Source organism: Vreelandella arctica, assembly GCF_037070215.1.
Lineage (GTDB): Bacteria > Pseudomonadota > Gammaproteobacteria > Pseudomonadales > Halomonadaceae > Vreelandella > Vreelandella arctica.
The window spans coordinates 27429-48969 of sequence record NZ_JBANSN010000022.1; the positions used below are offsets into that span (position 1 = coordinate 27429).

Below are 21541 nucleotides of genomic sequence, written 5' to 3' on the forward strand. Positions count from 1 at the left end.
GACTTCATGAACGAATCCAAGCAACCGCCAAGCGTGATGCCGGGCGGTAATGCGATTCAACCCCGCATGGTGCTGTGGTCGATCACCATTGTGGCGGTGGGTCTTTCCCTGTTTCAGCTTTATTCAGCCGGTATTCAGCCCTTGGGGCTCTTTTATCAGCGCAGTATTCACCTGGCATTGATTATGATGCTGGCGTTTTTAATGTTTCCCGCCTTTGGCCCAACTCGCAAACGTGGAGTAGTGGGCTGGGGACTTGATCTACTGTTCTTTGCCGGTGCGGTGCTGACCGGTGGCTACCTGGTACTCAACCTGGATGAGATATTCAGCCGTGCCGGATTCTGGAACAGTACCGATATTCTGGTCGCCTGCATTGCCACGGTCACGGTACTGGAAGCCAGCCGCCGGGCGGTGGGTTTCGGGATGACCGTGATTGGCTTGCTGGCGATTGTCTATGCGTTTGCCGGGCCACGGGGCGAGCTACCATGGCTTGGTGAGTGGATGCCGGGCATTTTGGAGCACCGCGGCTATACCATTGACCGGGTCGCTGGTCAGCTCTATCTGGGGCAAGAGGGTATCTTTGGCCTGCCGTTAGGCGTTGCGGCGACCTATATCTTTATCTTTGTCCTGTTTGGTGCCTTTCTTGAGTGTACCGGGGCGGGCAAGTTCTTTATCGATATGGCCTATGCGGCCACCGGCCGCCAGCGCGGCGGGCCCGCCAAGGCAGCAGTGCTGGCCTCGGCGGGCATGGGCTCTATTTCCGGCAGTGCGATAGCCAACGTGGTCACCACCGGTGCCTTTACGATTCCGCTAATGAAGCGCCTGGGCTATAAGGCCAAGCAGGCGGGCGGTATCGAAGCGGCGGCCTCGACCGGCGGGCAGATTATGCCGCCATTGATGGGCGCCGGGGCGTTCTTGATTGCTGAGTACACCAATACGCCATACCTGGACATCGTCAAGGTCAGTATCCTGCCGGCGATTATGTATTTCGCGACGGTTTACCTGTTCGTCCATATCATCGCGCTTAAGCAGGGCATGCAGGGGCTACCCAAGGACCAACTGCCGCAGATGCGCCAGGTCATGAAGGATGGCTGGCACTTCCTGCTGCCGCTGGCAGTGCTGGTTTGGCTGCTGGCGATGAGCATGTCGCCGATGCGGGTAGGCTACTACGCCGTTGTCACCATGGTGGCCGTGGCGGTGATTCGTTATGCATTGTGGTTCTTGTTTGTCGCGCCTCGTCAGGGGCAGCCGGTAACCGCCACTGCGATTAAAGACGTCATACGTGCTGGCTTTGCCAAGCTGATCGAAGGCCTTGAGTTAGGCGCGCGCAACGCTGTAGCGGTTTCCATGGCCTGTGCGGTCGCCGGGATTATCGTGGGCGTTGTCGGGCTAACCGGCCTGGGGCTGAAGTTCTCGTCAATGATGCTGGCCTTCTCCGGCGGTAACATCCTGCTGGCGCTGTTAATGGTGCTGCTGGCCAGTCTGATTCTGGGCATGGGGCTGCCGGTTACCGCCAGTTATATCGTCTTGATCGTACTGGTGGGTCCCGCGCTTACCCAGGAGTTTGGCATTCCGCTACTGGTCGCGCACTTAGTGGTGTTCTGGTACTCCCAAGACTCCAACGTGACGCCGCCCATCGCCTTGGCAGGCTTTGCCGGGGCGGCGATTGCGGGTAGTAAGCCGATGGAGACCAGCTTCCAGGCGTGGAAGTTTGCTAAGGGGCTCTACCTGATTCCGCTGTTTATGGTCTTCAATCCAGAGATCATTATGGGCGGGCCGGTACCCGTGGTGATCTGGAATGCAGTGATCGCTATTTTGGCATTGGGTGCTTTTGCTGCCGCCTTGGAAGGGTACTTGTTTACCCGCATGTCTTGGCTGCCGCGCATCGCGATTACTGCAGCGATTATTGCCGTGTTTTACCCCAATCTGCTCAGTGAGATTGCCGGTGTCGCAGTGATGATCGTCGCCATTGGCGCCAACTGGCTGGCTAGCAAGCGCGAACCGGAGGTGACGCCCGTTAGCGGTTAACTCTTGGTGCTGGACGCTGTTTAATCACAGCGATTAGAACGCTATTCAAAGGCCCTGGGTTTATCGCCCTGGGCCTTTTGCTATTGCTACCGTTATATCTTGCTATCCATACAACCACTCTGTTTAAATATATTGCTATATTTCTATATATAAAAGGACGAAAGTGATGTTGTCTAAACAGAACCTATCGGCACCTCTCTTTGAAACGTTTACTCTGGGCAACATGACCCTAAGTAACCGTATCGTGATGGCACCCATGACACGTAACCAGTCGCCTGGCGGGGTGCCCACTGAGGACGTGGCGGCTTACTACAAAAGCCGTGCCGTAGGTGGGGTGGGATTAATTATCACCGAAGGTACCTATATTGATCACCTAGGTGCTAACGGCTACCCCGGCGTACCCGCTTTTTACGGTGAGCAGGCATTAGCAGGCTGGAAGCGCGTCGTAGAAGAGGTTCATGCCGCGGGCGGTAAGATTGCACCGCAGCTTTGGCACGTAGGCCGTGAGCGGCGCCCAGGCGTTGAGCCAGATACCAGCGTGCCCGGCTTTGGCCCGATGAGCATCGTGGAAGACGGCGTTGAAGTAGTTCGGGCCATGAGCGAAGACGACATGCACGAAGTCGCCGCCTCGTTTGCCCGCGCGGCCAGTGACGCTAAACGCATTGGCTTTGACGGCATCGAACTACACGGCGCCCATGGCTATTTGATTGACCAGTTCTTATGGGCCGAGAGTAACCAGCGCACCGATACCTTTGGCGGCAGCGCGGAAAATCGCTTGCGCTTCCCACGTATGATTGTAAGTGCAGTGCGTGAAGCAGTGGGCCCTGAGTTTCCGATTATGTTCCGTTTTTCACAGTGGAAGCTCTCCGACTACGACGCCATGATCGCTGAAACCCCTGACGCGCTTGGTGAAATACTCAAGCCGCTGGCCGATGATGGTGTGGATATTTTTCACGCCAGTACACGCCGCGTCTGGGAACCTGGTTTTGAGGGCAGTGATAAAACCTTGGCAACGTGGACTCGCGAATTAACCGGCAAGCCGGTTATCGCCGTGGGCAGCGTTGGTCTCGATAAAACGTTCCGTACCGGGCACTTTACCCGCACTGAAGACCCGACTTCCAAAAGCCGTGTCAATGTGGAAGAGCTGGCCATGTGGCGCGCACGTGATGACTTTGACTTGATTGCCATTGGTCGCGCGCTGCTTTCTGACCCGCAGTGGGCTAACAAAGTACGTGATGGTCGCCTTGACGAGCTTTCTGACTTTGACAGCAGCGCGCTCGACACCCTAGTACGTTAAGTTCAATCCTTTGATGCGAAAGGGTCAGGCTGCCTCGGCAGTCTGGCCCTTAACGCGTATAATGATCTGGCTATCAACGAACGGCTGTGATCATGGATATCAATACCGTTTTAAGCGCGCTGGCGAACCCAGCACGTCTCGACATTCTTTACTGGCTTAAAGAGCCGGAGCGTCATTTTCCGCCGCAAAAAGATACGGCGCCGAAGGGTGGTGTTTGTGTCAGCCATATTCGTGATAAAACCGCGCTATCTCAACCGACGGTCTCACTTTATCTTTCTACGCTTTATCGCGCGGGTTTGGTTTCTTCCACTCGGGTCGGCCAGTGGACGTACTACCGTTACGAGCATGATGTGGCAGAAAGCTTTTTGCACGAGCTGAGCGAGCGACTATAAAACGTCCTTTCGTTAAACGATAAAACCCCGCCAAAGCGGGGTTTTATCGTTGGTGTTGCTAGAAAATCAATACTGGGCCCGGGTTACGCCAGGCCCTTTTCAGTTGCTTCAGAAGATCGACTCGGCGGTGCCTGACCCCTGTGAACCGCTGGCTTCTTCCAGCTCACGGCTGATGCGGCGCTGCTGGTAATCCGGCAAGTGATCCTGATGGAACAGCTCAGAGATACCACCAGACTGACCGTCCGCTAAACGCTGGCCTGTGCTCGGGTCCACACGTGCCGTAACGACAGTCTCTGGGCGTTCGGGCACGGCACTCGGCGTTCCTTCCAGGGCATCACCCATAAACGCTACCCAGATAGGTAGTGCGGCCTGAGCCCCATATTCAGAAATGGTTTCGTTACTATCCTTACCCACCCATACCGTGGTCACCAAGTTGTTATTAAAGCCTGCAAACCAGGCATCACGCTGGCTGTTAGTCGTACCGGTTTTGCCGACGATATCGTCACGGTTAAGGCTCAGCGCACCGCGGCCAGTGCCCGAGGTAATAACGTCACGCAGCATATCGCGCAAGATGTACACAGCGGCCGGGTCGGCTACTCGTTTGGCGATCGGGTACTCGCGACCATCGATCTCCACCGTCTCCTGGTCTTCGGCACAGCTCGGGCAGGCGACCTGTGGAGTGGCTTCATCGATAATTTCGTTATCGTCGTCACGGGTTACACGCTCAATGAACCATGGAGCTACTTGGAAGCCGCCATTGGCGATAACGGCATAAGCATTGGTCATCTCCATGGGCGTTAAGCTCGCACTGCCTAGTGCTAATGATAAGCCGTTGGGAAGTTGGGCGGGGGAGAAGCCGAAACCTTCCAAAAAGTTAATCGTGTAATCCAGCCCCATGGTCTGCAGCACACGGATGGTCACTAGGTTGCGCGAACGGGCCAGGGCTGGGCGTAAGCGCATGGGGCCTTGGAAGTCGCGGCTAGAGTTGACCGGCCGCCACAATGAGTTACTGCCATCGTCAAGCACCACGGGGGCATCGTTAACCACGCTGGCAGCGTTCATTTCGCCATTTTCAAGGGCCGCTAAATAAATAAACGGTTTGAAGATCGAGCCCGATTGACGCCGGGCCTGCACGGCACGATTGAACTTACTCGCATTAAAGTCGAAGCCGCCCTGCAGGGCTAAAATAGCGCCTGTTTGCGGGTCTTGGACCACCAGCGAACCTTCGGCATCCGGGCGCTGAGAGAGGCGAAGCGAGCCGTCATCATTCTCAATCACGCGGATTAGATCGCCACGTACCGCAATCTCAGCCGCTGAGCTTGGCTCGGCACCACGGCTACGCGGGCTCAGATAAGGACGAGCCCAGTTCAAGCCCTCCCAGGCAATAGTTTGTAGGCCATCACGGCGGGTAAGCACCTGCATTTCGCGATCGCTGCTCTCGACCACAATGGCGGGCTGTAGAAGGCCGTAATTGGGCGTGCGCTCAAGCACCTGGACCCAGTTGCTGACGTCACCCTCGATCCCCTCGACTTCTGTTTGGCTGCGCTGGGCGGCCTGGCGGGCGGTCTGACGAATTTCCGGCGACTCGGAAAGCTCCTCTTCAAGCCCTTGGGTCGCGGTTTGCTCCTGTGCTTCCACAAGACTGGAAGCAATGTCGCTCTGCTCTGGCCCGCGCCAGCCGTGACGCAGGTCGTAGTCCGTCAAGCCATTGGCCAGTGCTTGGCGGGCATAGGGCTGCAGCTCACTATCAATGGTGGTGTAGACGCGATAGCCGCCGGTGTAAGCCTCATCGCCAAAGCGCTCTACTGCGTACTGCCGCGCCATTTCCGATACATAAGCGGCATCAACCTCGGCTTGGGTAAAGTGGCGGCGGGCGGTGACGGGATCCTGCACCGCGACTTGATAAGTCTCGTCGTCGATATAGCCCAGTTCACGCATGCGGAACAGAATCCAGTTACGACGAATCAGCGAACGCTCGGAGTTGGCCAGCGGGTTGAAGGCAGAGGGCGCCTTGGGCAAGCCAGCAATCATCGCCGTTTGTGCCAAATTCAATTCGGCGAGCGGCTTGTCATAATAGGTTTCAGCGGCGGCAGCGATACCATAAGCGCGATTGCCCAAGAAAATCTTATTGACGTAAAGCTCGAAGATCTCCTCTTTATTGAGTACCTGCTCCATTTGCAGTGCCAGCAGAATTTCGCGAATTTTACGCGTAAAGGTCTGGTCCAGCGTCAGCATGTAGTTACGCGCGACCTGCATGGTGATGGTCGAGCCACCGGATTGGATGGTGCCGCCACTCTGCGCAAGCTCCACTGCGGCCCTGGCTAAGCCGCGCGGGTCGACACCTGCGTGGTCGAAATAACTGGCATCCTCGGCGGCAATCAAGGCATTGATCATATCCTGAGGAATTTGATCAAAATTGATCGCCATGCGACGCTCTTCACCAAATTCGCCAATCAATTTACCGTCCTGGGTAAAAATACGTAGCGGCGTGTGTAGTTCGAAATCCTGCAGTTGGCGAACGTCGGGCAGCCCCGGTGCAAAGTAAATGGCGGCGCCTACTACGGCTAACGCAGTGGCACCGACTAACGATACAATCAGGAAAAAGAGCGACACAATAAGGGTTCGAAGAAACGTCATGTACGAAGGGCACCCTGGAAAGAATAAAAAGATAGGCATCTAAACGGCCGTATCATGCAATTGGCTGCCATTATAGGAACCTGAGGCGGCGGCCACCAGTGTTGATATGCCGTAAGTTGGTTCGCGTGTGACTTAACTAAAAATCATGTAACCTCAAACGACATGTGAAGACGGGCGACAAGTAGGCGGAGCCGAACCCAATATGCGCTTTCTGAAATCTGGTAAAGGGTTGATCGGCGTCGATATTACATCAGCGACCGTAAAGCTGCTTGAGCTAAAACAGTGCCACGATAACTACCAAGTAGAAAGCTACGCGGTGAGGCCGTTACGCGAAGGCGCGGTGGTCGAACGCCGTATTCGCGATATTGATGACGTTGCCAGTGTACTGAGCCGCGCCGTGGAGCATGCCAAACCTTCTACCCGCCAAGCAGCAGTGGCCGTTCCCGCCAGCGCCGCGATTACCAAAACGTTGACCTTTCCTATCGGGCTAAGCGAAGAGGAAATTGAAGAGCGCATTGTGGCTGAATCCGACCGCCATATTCCTTTTCCGTTCAATGAAGTGGCGTTCGACTTTGAGTGCCTTGGCCCCGCCCCCTTTGACGATGAGCAGCAGCAAGTCATGCTGGTGGCCTGCCGTCAGCAGGATGTTACCCAACTCACGGAAACGTTAGAGCGCGCTGGCTTAGAGCCCGCGGCAGTGGATGTGGAAACCTTTGCCATGGAGCGTTCGCTTGCCGAATTGCGCCGCCAGCTAAAGGTAGAGAATGACCCTACTGCCTGCGTTGGCTTGGTGGACATTGGCGCCAATATGAACGCCTTTCACGTTGTTCGTGGTGGTCATATCGTTTATACCCGCGACACCGTTTTCGGTGGCCGCCAGCTTACCGACTCGATTCGCGAACGCTACGATTTGAGTATGGAGGAAGCGGGCTTCGCTAAAAAACGTGGCGGACTACCTGATGATTACCATGAGCGCGTCCTCAATCCTTTCCTGGAAACCGTAGTGCAGCAGGTCGGGCGCTCCTTGCAGCTTTACTACACCGCCGGGCGTCAGCAAGAGGTGCAGCACATTGTGTTGGCAGGCGGGTCGAGCGTGATTCCCGGGCTTGCCGAACGGATTGCTGAAGACAGTGGTATGTCGGTGACCATTGCCAACCCCTTCCAGCGCATGCGGGTCAATAAGCGCTTAAACCTTCAGGCGTTGACCAATGATGCGCCAGCGATGCTCACCGCGGGTGGCTTGGCAATGCGGGTGAGCCAATGAGCATGAACATTAACCTGCTGCCCTGGCGGGAAGCGCAGCGTGAGCGAAATACCCGCAAATTTTATGTTGTCGTGGCCGGTATGCTGATACTGGGCGTCGCGCTGGGGTTGCTGATCTCCCATTATTACCAGCTTAAGTTGGCGGCCCAGCAGCAGCGCAATGCTTATGTTAGTGACCATATTGAACGCCTTAATGCGGATATCGCGGGCGTGTCACGCTACGCCAGTGATGCCGCACGCCTAGGTGAGCAGATTGCGGTGTTTCAGGCGTTACAGAGTGAGCAAGCAGACACTGTGCAACTGTTCAATGATGTGGCTAACAGCGTGGCTAACGGCGTTATTTATCAACGGTTAGCGAAAAACGGCGATCAAGTCAGTGTCACTGCGGTGGCTGGCAGTGAACGACAGGTCTCTGAGCAGCTGCGCCGTATTGCAGCGCTGCCAGGGATGGGAGTGCCTTCATTATCGGCGGTAGAGAGCGAACAGAACGGCGCTGGTCGCGTGTTTCGTTTTGACGTGGAGCAGACCACAGTAGCGGTGCCGCAAGGTGTTGCCCAAGATGTGGAAGAGCAGGGTGTGGCAGAACTGGGTGAGGAAGAAGAGGGTTCGTCATGAGCCTTAATCGCGAGCAGTGGGCTATCGAGTGGCAGCGCCTGCGTGATGTCGATTGGCGCGATCTAGATATTAAGGAAGCCGGTGGATGGCCATTGCTGCTAAAAGTGTTGAGCTGTTGTTTGGCACTGCTGGCAGCATTGAGCGTCATGCTGTGGTTCGTAGTAAGCGAGCAGCGGGAATCCTTTAGGGCGGCGCAGCGTGAAGAGGTGAGGCTGCTAAGCGAATACCGCAGTAAAGCCTCGGAAGCCGCCTTTTTACCGGAAATGCGCGAACAGCTGGCGACCCTGGAAGGGCAAATAGCGCGTTTGCGCACAATGCTGCCCACCGATGCCGAGATCCCTTCTCTGCTCGATAGCATTAGCGATGCCGCCGTTGACAACCGTCTCACCATTGAAACGATTCGGCTGCGTCCAACGCTAACCCAGCCCCATTATGTCGAGCAGCCGCTGGATATACAGGTGCGCGGTGACTATCACCAGTTGGCACGCTTTAGTGCTGATATCGCGTCGTTACCCCGCATGGTGACCCAGCACGATTTTAACTTGGAGCCGGTAGAAGAGCGTGGCGACACGCTGCGCCTTTCGCTACTGGCCCGCACTTATCGTTACCTGGAGCCGGGCGACCAGCCCCCAACTGACGGGGCGGAGCCACTATGACGCGCACAGCTAAGCTCATAGGAATAATGGTAAGTGTGGTGCTGCTCACGGCCTGTGCGGATGCCGAGTTAACTCAGTTGGAACGCACGTTGGCCAATATTCGTCAGTCGCCAGGCGGTCAGCCGCCGGTCATTGCGGTTGCGCTGCCTGAAAGTCGTACCTTGGCTTATTTATATAGCGAAGACCGCAGCCCCTTTTTACCGCCAGATGCCATTGCTCAGGATGACGCTAATCGTAGCGAGGGCGCGCTTGCGCCTGACCAGCAGCGTACCCCTGAGCCACTAGAGCGCTTTTCTCTGCAGGAGCTGCGTTTGGTCGGTACGATGCGTATGGCGGGGCGGCAAGTGGCGATGATCGCCTCTCCAGATGGCAATGTGACCAGCGTGAAAGAGGGCAACTATATGGGCACCGACTATGGACGCATTGCCCAGATAAGCGCTCAAGAAATTCGTGTTACCGAGCGTGTCTTTACCCAGCGGGAAGGTTGGCAACAGCGGCAAGTGTCGCTTGCTATCAACGAAAACAACGAGTAAGCGGATATTAGCTCATGGCAGTTACAGTTTGGCGAATCACTTTTTTAATAACCATGGCCGCCCTATTTTCACTGTTGCCTTCATTGGCAGTAGCGTCAGTGTTGACGGATGTTGACGTGCAGCCCGCCGACAGCGGTGGCGCCAACGTTGATCTTAGCTTCACTGGTGGCGTGCCCGAGCTGCGCAGCTACCGTTTGGAATCACCGCCGCGTGTCACGTTTGATTTGGCTGGCACCCAAAATGGGCTCGCCACCCGACGTTTGAGCATTAATAGCCACGGCGTCGAACAAATTACCGCCCTTGAAGGCAATGGCCGCACGCGCTTGGTGGTCAATCTCAGCGAACCGCAGGCATTTACGACCAGCGTGCAGGAAGGTCGGTTACGTATTACCTTTGCATCTGGCGCAACCCCCGCGCCGACCGCATCGCCTAACCCTTCGCCCACGCCCTCAGCCGGTGTTTCTTCGGCGGGGCTTGAAACCGACGAAGGGCCACAAATTGAAAATATCGATTTCCAGCGCGGTGCCGATGGTGCTGGTCGCTTGTTGGTTACCTTTGACCGCGAAGGGGTTGAGGCGAACGTCCGAGAAGGTGGCCCTGACCAAGTGCTGGTTGACCTGCGCGACGTGGCGATTCCGGATTCGCTTAATCAGGTCTACGATGTCACCGATTTTGCCACGCCAATCACCCGGATTACGCCCCGCGCCAACCAGGGCGACACCCAGTTAGCCATCGCCACCCAGGGCGCTTATGCGATGATCTCTTCGCAAAGTGGCCGCACGCTGACAGTGGAAGTGCAGCCCGCCAGCCAGGAGTCACAGCCCTCTCAGGCGACAGGCGAGCGCTTCAATGGCGAACGCTTGAGTCTTAATTTCCAGGATATCGAAGTGCGTTCAGTGCTAGCGACGCTGGCTGAATTTACCGGGCTGAACTTGGTTGCCAGTGACAGCGTCACCGGCCGTGTGACGCTCAATTTAAATGATGTCCCGTGGGATCAGGCGCTCGCACTGATTCTGCAAAGCCAGGGGTTATCGAGCCGTGAACAGGGCAATGTGATTGTGGTGGCGCCCGCCAGTGAGTTGGCTGAGCTAGAGCGACAAGAGCTAGAGGCGCGTAACCAGCGTGAAACCCTTTCCCCGCTGGTGACTGAGTTTATCGAGATCAAGTATGCCAGGGCTGAGGATTTGGCCCTGCTGCTGCGTGGCGGTGACGGCGATGGCTTTGGGCTGCTCACCGAGCGCGGCCGTGTCAGTATTGATAATCGCACCAATACGCTGCTGGTGCAGGATACCGCCGATCAGGTGCGCGATATTGTACGCACCATCGACCGTTTGGATGTCGCCGTTCGCCAGGTACAAATAGAAGCGCGCATTGTCATCGCCCGAGACACCGCTTCACGCGAATTGGGTATTAACTGGGGGATGTCGAGCACACGCGGTTTTCAAGAAGGTGAAGATGGCAATTTCACTCGACGTGATATCAATCCTAATGGCATCAACCGTGCCCAAGGCGGTTTGGCCGTCGATTTGGGTGCCGCTACGGGGCCAGGCACCGGTTTTAGTTTTGGCTATTTATCTGGCGATATCTTATTGGATTTGGAGTTGCGCGCGCTGGAGAGCGAAGGCAAGAGCCAGACTATCTCCCAGCCTCGCATTATTACCGCCAATCAGCGTACTGCCCGCATCAGCCAGGGTGAAGAGCGCGCCTTCCAGAGTGTTGATGGCAACGACAATCCGGATACCGAGTTCAAAGAAGCTGAGCTCTCGCTGGAAGTCACGCCGCAGATTACCCCGGATAACCGCATTATCATGGATCTGGTCATCAAAAATGATAGCTTCCGTGAATCAGAGTTTGGCGGCGAACCACCGATTGATACCAATCAGATTGAGACCCAAGTGCTGGTCGATAATGGCCAAACAGTGGTGTTAGGCGGTATTTTGACCACCGAAGAGCTGCGTCAAATCGCCAAAACACCGTTGTTGGGCGATATTCCTTTGCTAGGTAGACTGTTTCGCTATACCGAAGAGAGCAATGAGAAGGTAGAGTTGTTAGTCTTTATTACTCCACGACTCCTAGACGATGGCTTAACGGTTCGCTGATGCAGGATTTACCCAATTTATTTCTTATAGGCCCCATGGGGGCCGGCAAAAGCACCATTGGTCGCCTATTGGCGGCGGAGCTTTCGCGCCAATTTTTTGACAGTGACCACGCCATTCAAGACCGCTGCGGGGCGGATATTCCGTGGATTTTCGATGTTGAAGGCGAGCAGGGCTTTCGGCTGCGCGAAATCCATATGATTGATGAGTTAACCCGTCTCTCCCCCGTGGTTGTCGCTACCGGCGGCGGTGCGGTGCTGCGCGAAGAAAATCGCCGCGCACTGCGCGAGCGCGGCACCGTGGTGTATCTGTTGACCACCGTCGACCAGCAGCTAAAGCGGACGGCGAAAGATCGCAATCGTCCGTTGCTACAGTGCGCTAACCGCGAACAGGTACTCAATGACATGTTTGCTCAGCGCGACCCGCTCTATCGTGCCACGTCGGATATTGCTGTGCGCACCGATCGGCGTAGCCCACGGGCGGTGGTGAATGAGATCCTGCGCCGGGTGCATCGGCTGGTGGACCCGCTGGAGCCCTCCTCTTCGCCTCATTCGGCTGGGCCGCTTAACCATAATAAGGTATCGCAATGACCTCGACCGCCAGCGCGCAACGCACACTTCAGGTTGCTTTAGATGAGCGTAGCTACCCGATTCATATTGGCACCGGGCTGATCGGTCAAGCCGATACGTTGACGCCTTACCTTGCGGGCCAGCAGGTGATGGTAGTCACTAACGAGACTATCGCGCCGCTCTACCTGGAAACACTCTGCGCTAGCCTGCCGACGCATTTAGATGTGCGCACGGTTGTGTTGCCTGATGGCGAACAGTACAAAACCATTGAGCAGGTCAGCCGCATTTGGGATGCGCTGCTTGAAGCTGGTTTTAACCGCCGCTGTACCCTGATCGCCTTAGGAGGCGGGGTGATTGGCGATATGGTCGGCTATGCCGCCGCTTCCTATCAGCGCGGCGTGGCGTTTATCCAGGTGCCCACCACGCTACTTTCCCAGGTGGATTCGTCGGTAGGGGGCAAGACCGGCGTCAATCACCCGCTGGGTAAAAACATGATCGGCGCTTTCTGGCAGCCCAAAGCCGTGCTGGTGGACATCGATACCCTGAAGAGCCTGCCGCGTCGCGAGCTTTCCGCTGGCCTTGCCGAGGTTATCAAGTACGGTTTTATCCGTGATGAAGCATTTTTAAGCTGGCTGGAAGCCAATATGCCCGCGCTACTCGACGTAGAGCCGGAAGTAGTCGCCGACGCTATTGCGCGCAGTTGCCAAATCAAGGCAGATATCGTTGCCGAAGATGAAACCGAGCAGGGTGTGCGTGCACTGCTCAACCTGGGTCACACTTTTGGCCACGCCATTGAAGCCCACCAAGGTTACGGTAACTGGTTACACGGTGAAGCAGTGGGCGCGGGCATGGCCATGGCGGCAACGCTTTCAAACCGGCTAGGCTGGATCGATGAAGCAGCACTAGCGCGTAGCCTGGCGGTAATCGAGAGTGCCGAGTTGCCGTTAGTGGCACCGCTCAACATGTCGAGTGATGACTTTTTAGCCCGTATGCGGCTGGATAAGAAAAATATCGATACACGGCTGCGTCTGGTGTTACTTAACGCCCTGGGCGATGCCTGCGTTAGCGATGCCACGCCCGTTGATGTTCTCCGCACGCTGCTGGATGACTATCCGCGCCGCTAAGTGGCCTATCAATCCTTTCTATTACTTTCTTCTTCCCGGCAGAGCTGCTTCCTAGTGGGGCAGTTTTGACAGTATTTTTGCGCTGATAAAACTGTCTGTGAACTTAACCCGGTTGCTACGCTTTCAATAATCCGTATGCCTTATGCGCTATCGGCATGGGTGGTTTTCCGTGAATAAGACTAAAGTCTAATGGAAAATAAAGAGTCCTAAAGTGGCGTTTCTTTTCGTTACAAGCCTTTGAAGTATATGTATTTTTTTCTTGAATGAGAGTGCAAATACAGGATTTGAAAAGAGTTTCTCTAACGTTATAAGCACCAAGCGATTGCGCAACGTGGGCGCTAATCGCTATGCTGACCGGCCATTTTCTTGCGGCAGCGAACGTGGGAAACACCCCATTCTGGGCAGGTTATAAGCATCATAAAAAAAGCAAAACCGTCCTTTATACCATAAGCACGCTGCTAAAAAAATACGTTGACTAGTAGAGGCACGCCCATGAATAGAGGTCTTCACCAGCCTGGCGAGTTTCGCGATAACTGTGGTTTTGGCCTGATTGCCCATATGGAAGGCCAGGCTAGCCACGATTTGCTGAAAACTGCCATTGAATCACTGACCTGCATGACCCACCGGGGTGGTATCGCTGCCGACGGAAAGACCGGCGACGGTTGTGGCTTGCTACTTAAAATGCCCACTCCCTTTATGCAGGCGCTGGCCAAAGAGGCATTTGACGCTGAATTGGGCGAACGCTTTGCTGTGGGCGTGGTGTTTCTGCCCAACGATGACGCCCGTGAAGCAAATGCCCGCGATATCTTAACGCGTGAGCTTGAAGCGCGCGGCCTCAACGTATTGGGCTGGCGCGATGTGCCTACCGACCCCAGCGTTTGTGGCCCCATGGCGCTGGACTGCCTGCCGCGTATTCGTCAGCTTTTTGTACAGCCGGGTCTGGGTGAACACTTCGATGTTGACCTCTTTATGGCTCGTCGCCGCGCTGAGCAGGCGCTGCGTGACGAAGAAGACTTCTATGTCGCCTCGCTATCGTCGGAAGTCATCTCCTATAAAGGCCTGGTGATGCCGGAAGATCTGCCGGCCTTTTATCACGACTTGAATGACCCGCGTCTGGAAACTGCCATTTGCGTTTTCCACCAGCGCTTCTCGACCAATACCGCACCGCGTTGGCCGCTGGCACAGCCGTTCCGGCTGTTGGCGCACAATGGTGAAATCAACACGATTGAAGCCAACCGCGGCTGGGCAAACTCGCGTAAAGCCAACTTCGTTAACGAGCGCCTGCCGGATATCGCCGAGCTGGACGAAATCGTCAACACCACCGGTTCTGACTCCTCAAGCATGGACAACATGCTGGAAGTGCTGCTGACCGGCGGCATGGAACTGCACCGCGCGGTACGCATGATGGTGCCGCCCGCGTGGCAGAACGTTGAAACCATGGACGCCGAGCTGCGCGCCTTCTACGAATACAACTCCATGCACATGGAGCCGTGGGACGGTCCTGCGGGCGTGGTGATGACCGACGGTCGCCAAGCGGTCTGTATGCTGGACCGAAACGGCCTGCGCCCGGCGCGCTGGGTGATTACCAAAAACGGCTATATCACGCTGGCATCGGAAACGGGCACCTACGGCTATAAGCCGGAAGACGTGGTGGCCAAAGGCCGTGTTGGCCCCGGTCAAATGCTTGCCGTAGACACCCAGACCGGCGAAGTGCTGCATACCACCGATATCGATGAGCGCCTGAAGTCCGCCTACCCTTATAAGCGTTGGTTAAAGCAGGAAGCCAATTATTTAGAGTCGGCGCTAACCGAGTTGGCGCGTTTCCAGAGCATGGATACCGATTCGCTCAACGTGCAGCAGAAACTGTTCCAAGTGAGCTTTGAAGAGCGCGACCAAGTGCTGCGTCCGCTGGCGGAAAGTGGTCAGGAAGCCGTTGGCTCTATGGGCGACGATACACCGATGGCGGTGCTCTCCAGTCGTCCGCGCCTGCTGACGGATTTCTTCCGTCAGAAGTTTGCCCAGGTCACCAACCCGCCGATCGACCCACTGCGTGAAGCGATCGTGATGTCGCTGGAAACCTGCTGTGGTGCTGAGCTGAACGTCTTTAAAGCGACGCCTGAGCACGCGCATCGCTTGATCTTGACCACGCCGGTACTGTCCCCACGCAAATTTACCGCGTTGGTCAGCCAGGATGATCCGGCGTTTGCCAGCTATACATTGTCGTTGGGTTACGATCCTGAACAGCAGAGCCTGCACCAAGCGCTTAAAGCGCTATGTGAAGAAGCCGAAGCTCAAGTGCGCGCCGGTAAAGTCATTCTGGTACTCACCGATGCCGAGCTGGCGAAAGGGCTGATTCCCATACAGGCCGCCCTGGCCGTGGGTGCCGTGCACTCTCACTTAGGCCGTTTGGCGCTACGCCCCAACGCCAATATCGTGGTGGAAACCGGTTACGCACGGGATGCACACCAGATGGCGGTGCTGTTTGGCGTGGGTGCGACGGCGGTTTATCCGTGGCTCGCTTATCAGGTCATGGCGGATATGCATCGCACGGGCGAGCTAACCGGTAACCCGGCTGATGGCCGCGAGAATTACCGTAAAGGTCTGCAGAAAGGCCTGTTCAAGATCCTGTCTAAAATGGGTATCTCGACGCTGGCCTCCTACCGCGGCTCAATGCTGTTTGAAGCCGTGGGCTTGGCGGACGAAGTAATGGATCTGTGCTTTGTCGGTATGGCGTCGCGCATCCAAGGCGCCGGTTTTGCCGAGCTGCAGATGCAGCAAGCGCTGCTGGCGAAAGACGCCTGGATTCCGCGTAAAGGAATTTCTCAAGGTGGCATGTTCAAGTATGTCCACGGCCACGAGTACCACGCTTATAACCCCGATGTAGTGATGTCGCTGCAGGCGGCGGTTCAGGAAGGCAGCTACACCAAGTGGAAGAAGTTCGCCCAGTTGGTGAACGAGCGTCCGGTGGCCACCATTCGTGACTTGCTCAAGCTCAAGCCGGCAGAAACGCCGATTGCGCTGGAGGAAGTAGAGCCGGTTGAAGAGCTGCTGCCGCGCTTTGATAGCGCCGGTATGTCGTTGGGCGCGCTCTCGCCGGAAGCTCACGAAGCGCTGGCCCAGGCCATGAACGAAGCGGGCGGCCGCTCCAACTCTGGCGAAGGCGGTGAAGACCCGGCGCGCTACGGCACTATCCGTAGCTCGAAAATCAAGCAGATCGCCTCCGGCCGTTTTGGCGTGACGCCCCATTATCTGGTCAACGCAGAAGTACTGCAGATCAAGGTCGCCCAGGGCGCCAAACCCGGTGAGGGCGGGCAGCTGCCTGGCGGCAAAGTGAACGAACTGATTGCCCGGCTGCGCTACGCGGTACCCGGCGTCACGCTGATTTCACCGCCGCCGCACCACGATATTTATTCTATCGAAGATTTGGCCCAGCTGATTTTTGACCTCAAACAGGTCAATCCGGATGCCCAGGTGTCGGTGAAGCTGGTATCGGAACCGGGGATCGGCACGATCGCCACCGGTGTGGCCAAGGCCTACGCGGATTTGATTACCGTGTCCGGCTACGATGGCGGCACGGCGGCCAGCCCGCTGACCTCGATCAAACATGCCGGTTCTCCTTGGGAGCTGGGGCTTCCTGAAGTGCATCAGGCGCTGCGTATCAACGGCCTGCGCGACAAGATTCGCCTGCAGACCGATGGCGGCCTAAAAACCGGTCTCGACGTTGTTAAAGCGGCGATACTCGGTGCAGAGAGCTTCGGTTTTGGCACCGCGCCGATGGTCGCGTTGGGCTGTAAGTACCTGCGCATCTGTCACCTCAACAATTGCGCCACCGGTGTCGCCACTCAGGATGATTTCCTGCGCGGCGAGCACTTCCGTGGCACCGTGGATATGGTTAAAAACTACTTCCGCTTTATTGCCGAAGAAGTGCGTGAGCTGATGGCGGTATTGGGTGTGCGCAAGCTGACCGATCTAATCGGGCGTACCGATTTGCTTGAAGTGTTGGAAGGCAACACGGCTTCCCAGCGTAAGCTTGATCTTACGCCGCTGCTAGCGAATGATTTTGTGCCTAAAGATGCACCGCAGTTCTGTAAGGTCAGCCGTAACGTGCCGCACGATCCGGGTGCTAAAAACCAGGAAGTGCTGGCGGCGCTGAAAGACGCCATCGAAAATCGCTCGGGCGGTGAGTTCGATTTCACCATCACCAACTGCGACCGCAGTGTGGCGGCGCTAACCTCTGGCGCGATTGCCAAGCGCTATGGCGAAGAGGGCCTGGAAACGGCACCGATCACCGCTCGCTTTACTGGCGTAGCAGGCCAGAGCTTTGGGGTGTGGAATGCGCGTGGCTTGAATTTGTATCTCGAAGGCGACGCCAACGATTACGTCGGCAAGGGCATGAACGGTGGCAGTATTGTGATTGTGCCGCCCAAAGTCAGCCAGTTTGAGAGCCATAAAACGGCGATTATCGGTAATACCTGCCTGTACGGGGCCACCGGCGGTACATTGTTTGCAGCCGGTACGGCGGGTGAGCGCTTCGGGGTGCGTAATTCCGGTGCTTCTGCAGTCATTGAAGGCGCAGGCGACCACTGCTGCGAATACATGACCGGCGGTTTGGTCTGTGTGCTTGGTGAAACGGGCGTTAACTTCGGCGCAGGTATGACCGGTGGGTTTGCCTATGTGTTGGATGAAGATCGCACCTTCGTGGATAAATACAACCATGAGCTGGTTGAGATTCATCGCGTCAACACAGAGGCCATGGAGGCGTATCGTCGTCACCTGCGTGAAATGATTGAAGCCTATGTGGCCGCGACGGGTTCCGCGCGCGGGGCGGCTATTTTGGAAGACTTCAGCGACTATGCGCGCCACTTCTGGCTGGTGAAGCCAAAAGCGGCCAGCCTAGGTAGTTTGCTGGATCAGTCTCGGCGTCAGCCGCAATAACTCGCTTATGCCCCTCACGCTGACAGGAGAGAGATCATGGCTAACCGTTTAAATAACGATTTTCAGTTTGTCGATGTGGGTCGTAAGGACCCACAAAAGAAAGATGCCCGCGCCCGTGCTAAAGAGTTCGCGGAGATCTACGAACCGTTCAAGCCCACCGACGCGGCAAGCCAAGCGCACCGCTGCCTGCACTGCGGTAACCCGTACTGCGAGTGGAAGTGCCCGGTGCACAACTACATCCCCAACTGGCTGCAGCTGGTGGTGGAAGGCAACATCATTGAAGCCGCTGAGCTCTCGCACAAAACCAACTCGCTGCCCGAAGTGTGTGGCCGTGTGTGCCCGCAGGATCGTCTGTGTGAAGGCGACTGTACGCTGAACGATGGCTTTGGCGCGGTGACCATTGGTTCGGTGGAGAAGTACATCACCGATACGGCGTTTGCCATGGGCTGGCGTCCGGATATGTCCCACGTTACCTGGACCGACAAGAAGGTCGCCATTATCGGTGCAGGCCCTGCGGGCTTGGGCTGTGCCGACATTCTGGCCCGTAATGGCGTCAAGCCGGTGGTGTTCGACAAGTACCCGGAAATCGGTGGCCTGCTGACCTTTGGTATTCCCGAGTTCAAGCTGGAAAAGAGTGTGATGGAGCGCCGCCGCGCGGTGTTTGAGGAGATGGGCGTCGAGTTCCGCCTTAATACCGAAATCGGCACCGATATCGAGTTTGAAACCTTGATGCAGGAGTACGATGCGGTATTCCTGGGGATGGGCACTTATAAATACATGGAAGGCGGCTTCCCTGGCGAAGATCTGCCGGGCGTTTACAAAGCGCTGGATTTCCTGATTGCCAACGTCAACCGCTGTCTGGGTTTTGAAAAAGATCCCAACGACTATATCTCCATGGAAGGCAAGCGTGTGGTCGTTCTGGGCGGCGGCGATACGGCGATGGACTGTAACCGTACTTCCATTCGCCAGAACGCTACCAGCGTGACCTGTGCCTATCGTCGTGACGAAGGCAATATGCCGGGGTCGCGCCGTGAGGTCTCCAATGCCCGTGAAGAGGGCGTTGAGTTTCTGTTCAACCGTCAGCCGGTGGCGGTCGTCGGTGAAGAGAAGGTCGAAGGCGTGAAGGTGGTTCGCACACGCTTGGGCGAGCCGGACGAAAATGGCCGTCAGCGTCCTGAAGTGGTGCCCGGCTCTGAAGAGATCATCGCGGCGGATGCCGTGGTCATTGCTTTTGGCTTCCAGGCCAGCCCCGCGCCGTGGTTCGATAGCTCGAATATCCAAGTCGATGAGCGTGATCGCGTCACTGCACCTGAGCATGGGCAGTACGCCTTTCAAACCAGCAACGAAAAAATCTTTGCCGGTGGCGATATGGTGCGCGGCTCTGATTTGGTGGTCACGGCGATTTACGAAGGCCGCCAGGCTGCAGAAGGCATTCTGGATTACCTGGGCGTGTAATTCGTCTTTATCCAGGCTGAGCGGGGCCGAATTGGCCCCGCGACTACCCCGGCATCAGGCCAACGCGAGGGCGCTGTGAACCCATCCATGGGCGCTACTTTCGCCATCCCTGGCGAAAGACCCTCGCTTAGGCCTGATCCCGGCGTCGCTATGTGCAATGATCCATTGGCTATCTTCGGCAGTTCAAATTGAGCCTTAGGTCGTAATCTGCTAGTCTGTCGACCCATCCTGGCGTGGCTTTCTGCCGTGCCTTCTGATCACGTTTCGACAGGTTATCCATGACACGATATATCTTCGTGACCGGCGGCGTTGTGTCCTCTCTTGGCAAGGGCATCGCCTCCGCCTCGCTTGCGGCGATTTTAGAGGCCCGCGGCCTTAAGGTCACCATGCTCAAGCTCGACCCGTACATCAACGTGGATCCGGGCACCATGAGTCCCTTCCAGCACGGTGAGGTGTTCGTCACAGAAGATGGTGCCGAAACCGACCTTGATCTCGGGCATTACGAGCGCTTTATTCGCACCAAGATGACTCAGCGCAACAACTTTACGACCGGTCGTGTTTACGAGCACGTACTGCGTAAAGAGCGCCGTGGCGACTATCTAGGCGGCACCGTTCAGGTGATTCCGCATATCACCGACGAGATTAAAGAGCGCGTTTACGCGGGCGGTGAAGGCTTTGATGTGGCGCTGGTGGAAATCGGCGGCACGGTCGGTGATATCGAATCACTGCCTTTCCTTGAGTCCATTCGCCAAATCCGTAGTGAACAGGGTGCTAACCGCGCGCTGTTTATGCACCTGACCCTGGTGCCCTACATCAAAACGGCGGGTGAGACCAAAACCAAACCTACCCAGCACAGCGTCAAGGAGCTGCGCTCCATCGGTATCCAGCCGGATATTTTGATTTGCCGCAGCGAAGTTGAGCTGGAAGAGAGCGAGCGTCGCAAAATCGCTCTGTTTACCAACGTCGAAGAGCGTGCCGTAGTGCCGCTTCAGGATGCCGATACGATTTATCGTATTCCGCTGATGCTCCATGAACACGGCCTGGATGAGATCGTTTGCGATAAGCTGCGCCTGGAAGCCCCTGAAGCAGATTTATCAGAGTGGGTGAAGGTGCTCGATGCCAAGCTCAACCCGCTCAAGTCCGTCAGTATCGCCATGGTCGGTAAGTACATGGAGCTGCTGGATGCCTACAAGTCGCTCAACGAAGCGCTGATTCACGCCGGCATCCAAGGTCGCATTAAGGTCAACGTCGACTATATTGACTCCGAAGACATCGAGCGCCACGGCACCGAGCGCTTGGCGGGCAAAGACGCCATTCTAGTGCCCGGCGGTTTTGGCGAGCGTGGCGTGGAAGGCAAGATTATGACCGCCCAATTCGCGCGTGAAAATAACGTTCCCTATCTGGGTATTTGCCTGGGCATGCAGGTAGCGGTGATTGAGTTCGCTCGCAACGTGGCGGGTTGGAAAGACGCCAACTCCACCGAGTTTACCCACGATACCCAGCATCCGGTGGTGGGCCTGATTACTGAGTGGCTGAATCCGGAAGGCAAAATCGAACTACGCGATGCGGCGTCTGATTTAGGTGGCACCATGCGTTTGGGCGGTCAGGTCTGTCATCTGGCATCCGGCACCAAAGCGCGCGAAGCCTATGGGGCTGACGAGATTGTTGAGCGCCATCGTCACCGTTTCGAGGTCAATAACCAGTTTATTGATGAGCTTGAAAAGGCGGGACTGGTTATTTCGGGTAAGAGCGTCGACCAATCACTGGTTGAAGTGATTGAGCTGGCTGACCACCCTTGGTATGTGGCCTGTCAGTTCCACCCGGAATTCACCTCCACGCCGCGTGATGGTCACCCGCTCTTCTCAGGCTTTGTGAACGCCGCGTTAGAGCATAAAACAGCGCGTAATCGCGCCCATGCGCATTCTCAGGAATAAGAGGGCAACA

At 56.4% G+C, this 21541-nt stretch carries 14 protein-coding genes; 13 read left to right on the forward strand and 1 reads right to left on the reverse strand.

All coding sequences use genetic code 11. The annotated features are described in order from the left end of the window. Positions 1–6 precede the first annotated feature (6 nt). The 3 genes from V8L70_RS16780 to V8L70_RS16790 all read left to right on the forward strand — a co-directional run bounded on the left by V8L70_RS16780 (position 7) and on the right by V8L70_RS16790 (position 3714). The gene (locus tag V8L70_RS16780) at positions 7–2025 is read left to right on the forward strand and encodes a TRAP transporter permease (protein ID WP_101145787.1); all 2019 of its coding nucleotides are present in this window, start codon (positions 7–9) and stop codon (positions 2023–2025) included. A 166-nt stretch (positions 2026–2191) separates the two neighbouring features. Next, positions 2192–3322, forward strand: a complete 1131-nt coding sequence (locus tag V8L70_RS16785) for an NADH:flavin oxidoreductase (protein ID WP_101145788.1) — start codon at positions 2192–2194, stop codon at positions 3320–3322. A gap of 92 nt (positions 3323–3414) precedes the next feature. Next, a complete protein-coding gene (locus V8L70_RS16790; protein ID WP_198556014.1) occupies positions 3415–3714 on the forward strand; it encodes an ArsR/SmtB family transcription factor in 300 nt (99 codons plus the stop codon). A 108-nt stretch (positions 3715–3822) separates the two neighbouring features. On the opposite strand, the gene V8L70_RS16795 is transcribed toward V8L70_RS16790, so the two are convergent. After that, positions 3823–6351 carry a penicillin-binding protein 1A gene (locus V8L70_RS16795; protein ID WP_101145790.1) on the reverse strand — a complete coding sequence of 843 codons (2529 nt, stop codon included), beginning with the start codon at positions 6349–6351 and terminating at the stop codon, positions 3823–3825. A gap of 202 nt (positions 6352–6553) precedes the next feature. On the opposite strand from V8L70_RS16795, the gene pilM reads away from it, so the two are divergent. The 10 genes from pilM (at position 6554) to pyrG (ending at position 21531) form a co-directional block, all read left to right on the forward strand. After that, positions 6554–7615, forward strand: a complete 1062-nt coding sequence (gene pilM / locus V8L70_RS16800) for a type IV pilus assembly protein PilM (RefSeq protein ID WP_008958859.1) — start codon at positions 6554–6556, stop codon at positions 7613–7615. Then, positions 7612–8229 (forward strand): PilN domain-containing protein, encoded by a 618-nt coding sequence (locus tag V8L70_RS16805; protein ID WP_008958860.1) that lies wholly within the window; start codon positions 7612–7614, stop codon positions 8227–8229. Before pilM ends, V8L70_RS16805 begins: the two co-directional genes overlap by 4 nt. Next, entirely contained in the window at positions 8226–8885 is a 660-nt protein-coding gene (locus V8L70_RS16810) for a type IV pilus inner membrane component PilO (protein ID WP_101145791.1), read from the forward strand. The genes V8L70_RS16805 and V8L70_RS16810 overlap by 4 nt, the downstream gene beginning before the upstream one ends. After that, positions 8882–9418, forward strand: a complete 537-nt coding sequence (locus tag V8L70_RS16815) for a pilus assembly protein PilP (protein WP_336270200.1) — start codon at positions 8882–8884, stop codon at positions 9416–9418. The genes V8L70_RS16810 and V8L70_RS16815 overlap by 4 nt, the downstream gene beginning before the upstream one ends. A 14-nt stretch (positions 9419–9432) precedes the next feature. Continuing rightward, complete coding sequence (locus V8L70_RS16820; protein WP_101145793.1) at positions 9433–11517, forward strand: type IV pilus secretin PilQ; 2085 nt, start codon at positions 9433–9435, stop codon at positions 11515–11517. Beyond that, entirely contained in the window at positions 11517–12104 is a 588-nt protein-coding gene (aroK, locus tag V8L70_RS16825; protein WP_008958864.1) for a shikimate kinase AroK, read from the forward strand. Before V8L70_RS16820 ends, aroK begins: the two co-directional genes overlap by 1 nt. After that, the gene (aroB, locus tag V8L70_RS16830; protein ID WP_101145794.1) at positions 12101–13207 is read left to right on the forward strand and encodes a 3-dehydroquinate synthase; all 1107 of its coding nucleotides are present in this window, start codon (positions 12101–12103) and stop codon (positions 13205–13207) included. The genes aroK and aroB overlap by 4 nt, the downstream gene beginning before the upstream one ends. A gap of 492 nt (positions 13208–13699) precedes the next feature. After that, positions 13700–18142 carry a glutamate synthase large subunit gene (gltB, locus tag V8L70_RS16835; protein ID WP_101145795.1) on the forward strand — a complete coding sequence of 1481 codons (4443 nt, stop codon included), beginning with the start codon at positions 13700–13702 and terminating at the stop codon, positions 18140–18142. A gap of 36 nt (positions 18143–18178) precedes the next feature. Then, the gene (locus tag V8L70_RS16840; RefSeq protein ID WP_035564444.1) at positions 18179–19597 is read left to right on the forward strand and encodes an FAD-dependent oxidoreductase; all 1419 of its coding nucleotides are present in this window, start codon (positions 18179–18181) and stop codon (positions 19595–19597) included. 278 nt (positions 19598–19875) lie between these two features. After that, on the forward strand, positions 19876–21531 hold the full coding sequence (pyrG, locus tag V8L70_RS16845) for a CTP synthase (RefSeq protein WP_101145796.1): 1656 nt from the start codon (positions 19876–19878) through the stop codon (positions 21529–21531). The last annotated feature ends 10 nt before the right edge of the window (positions 21532–21541 follow it).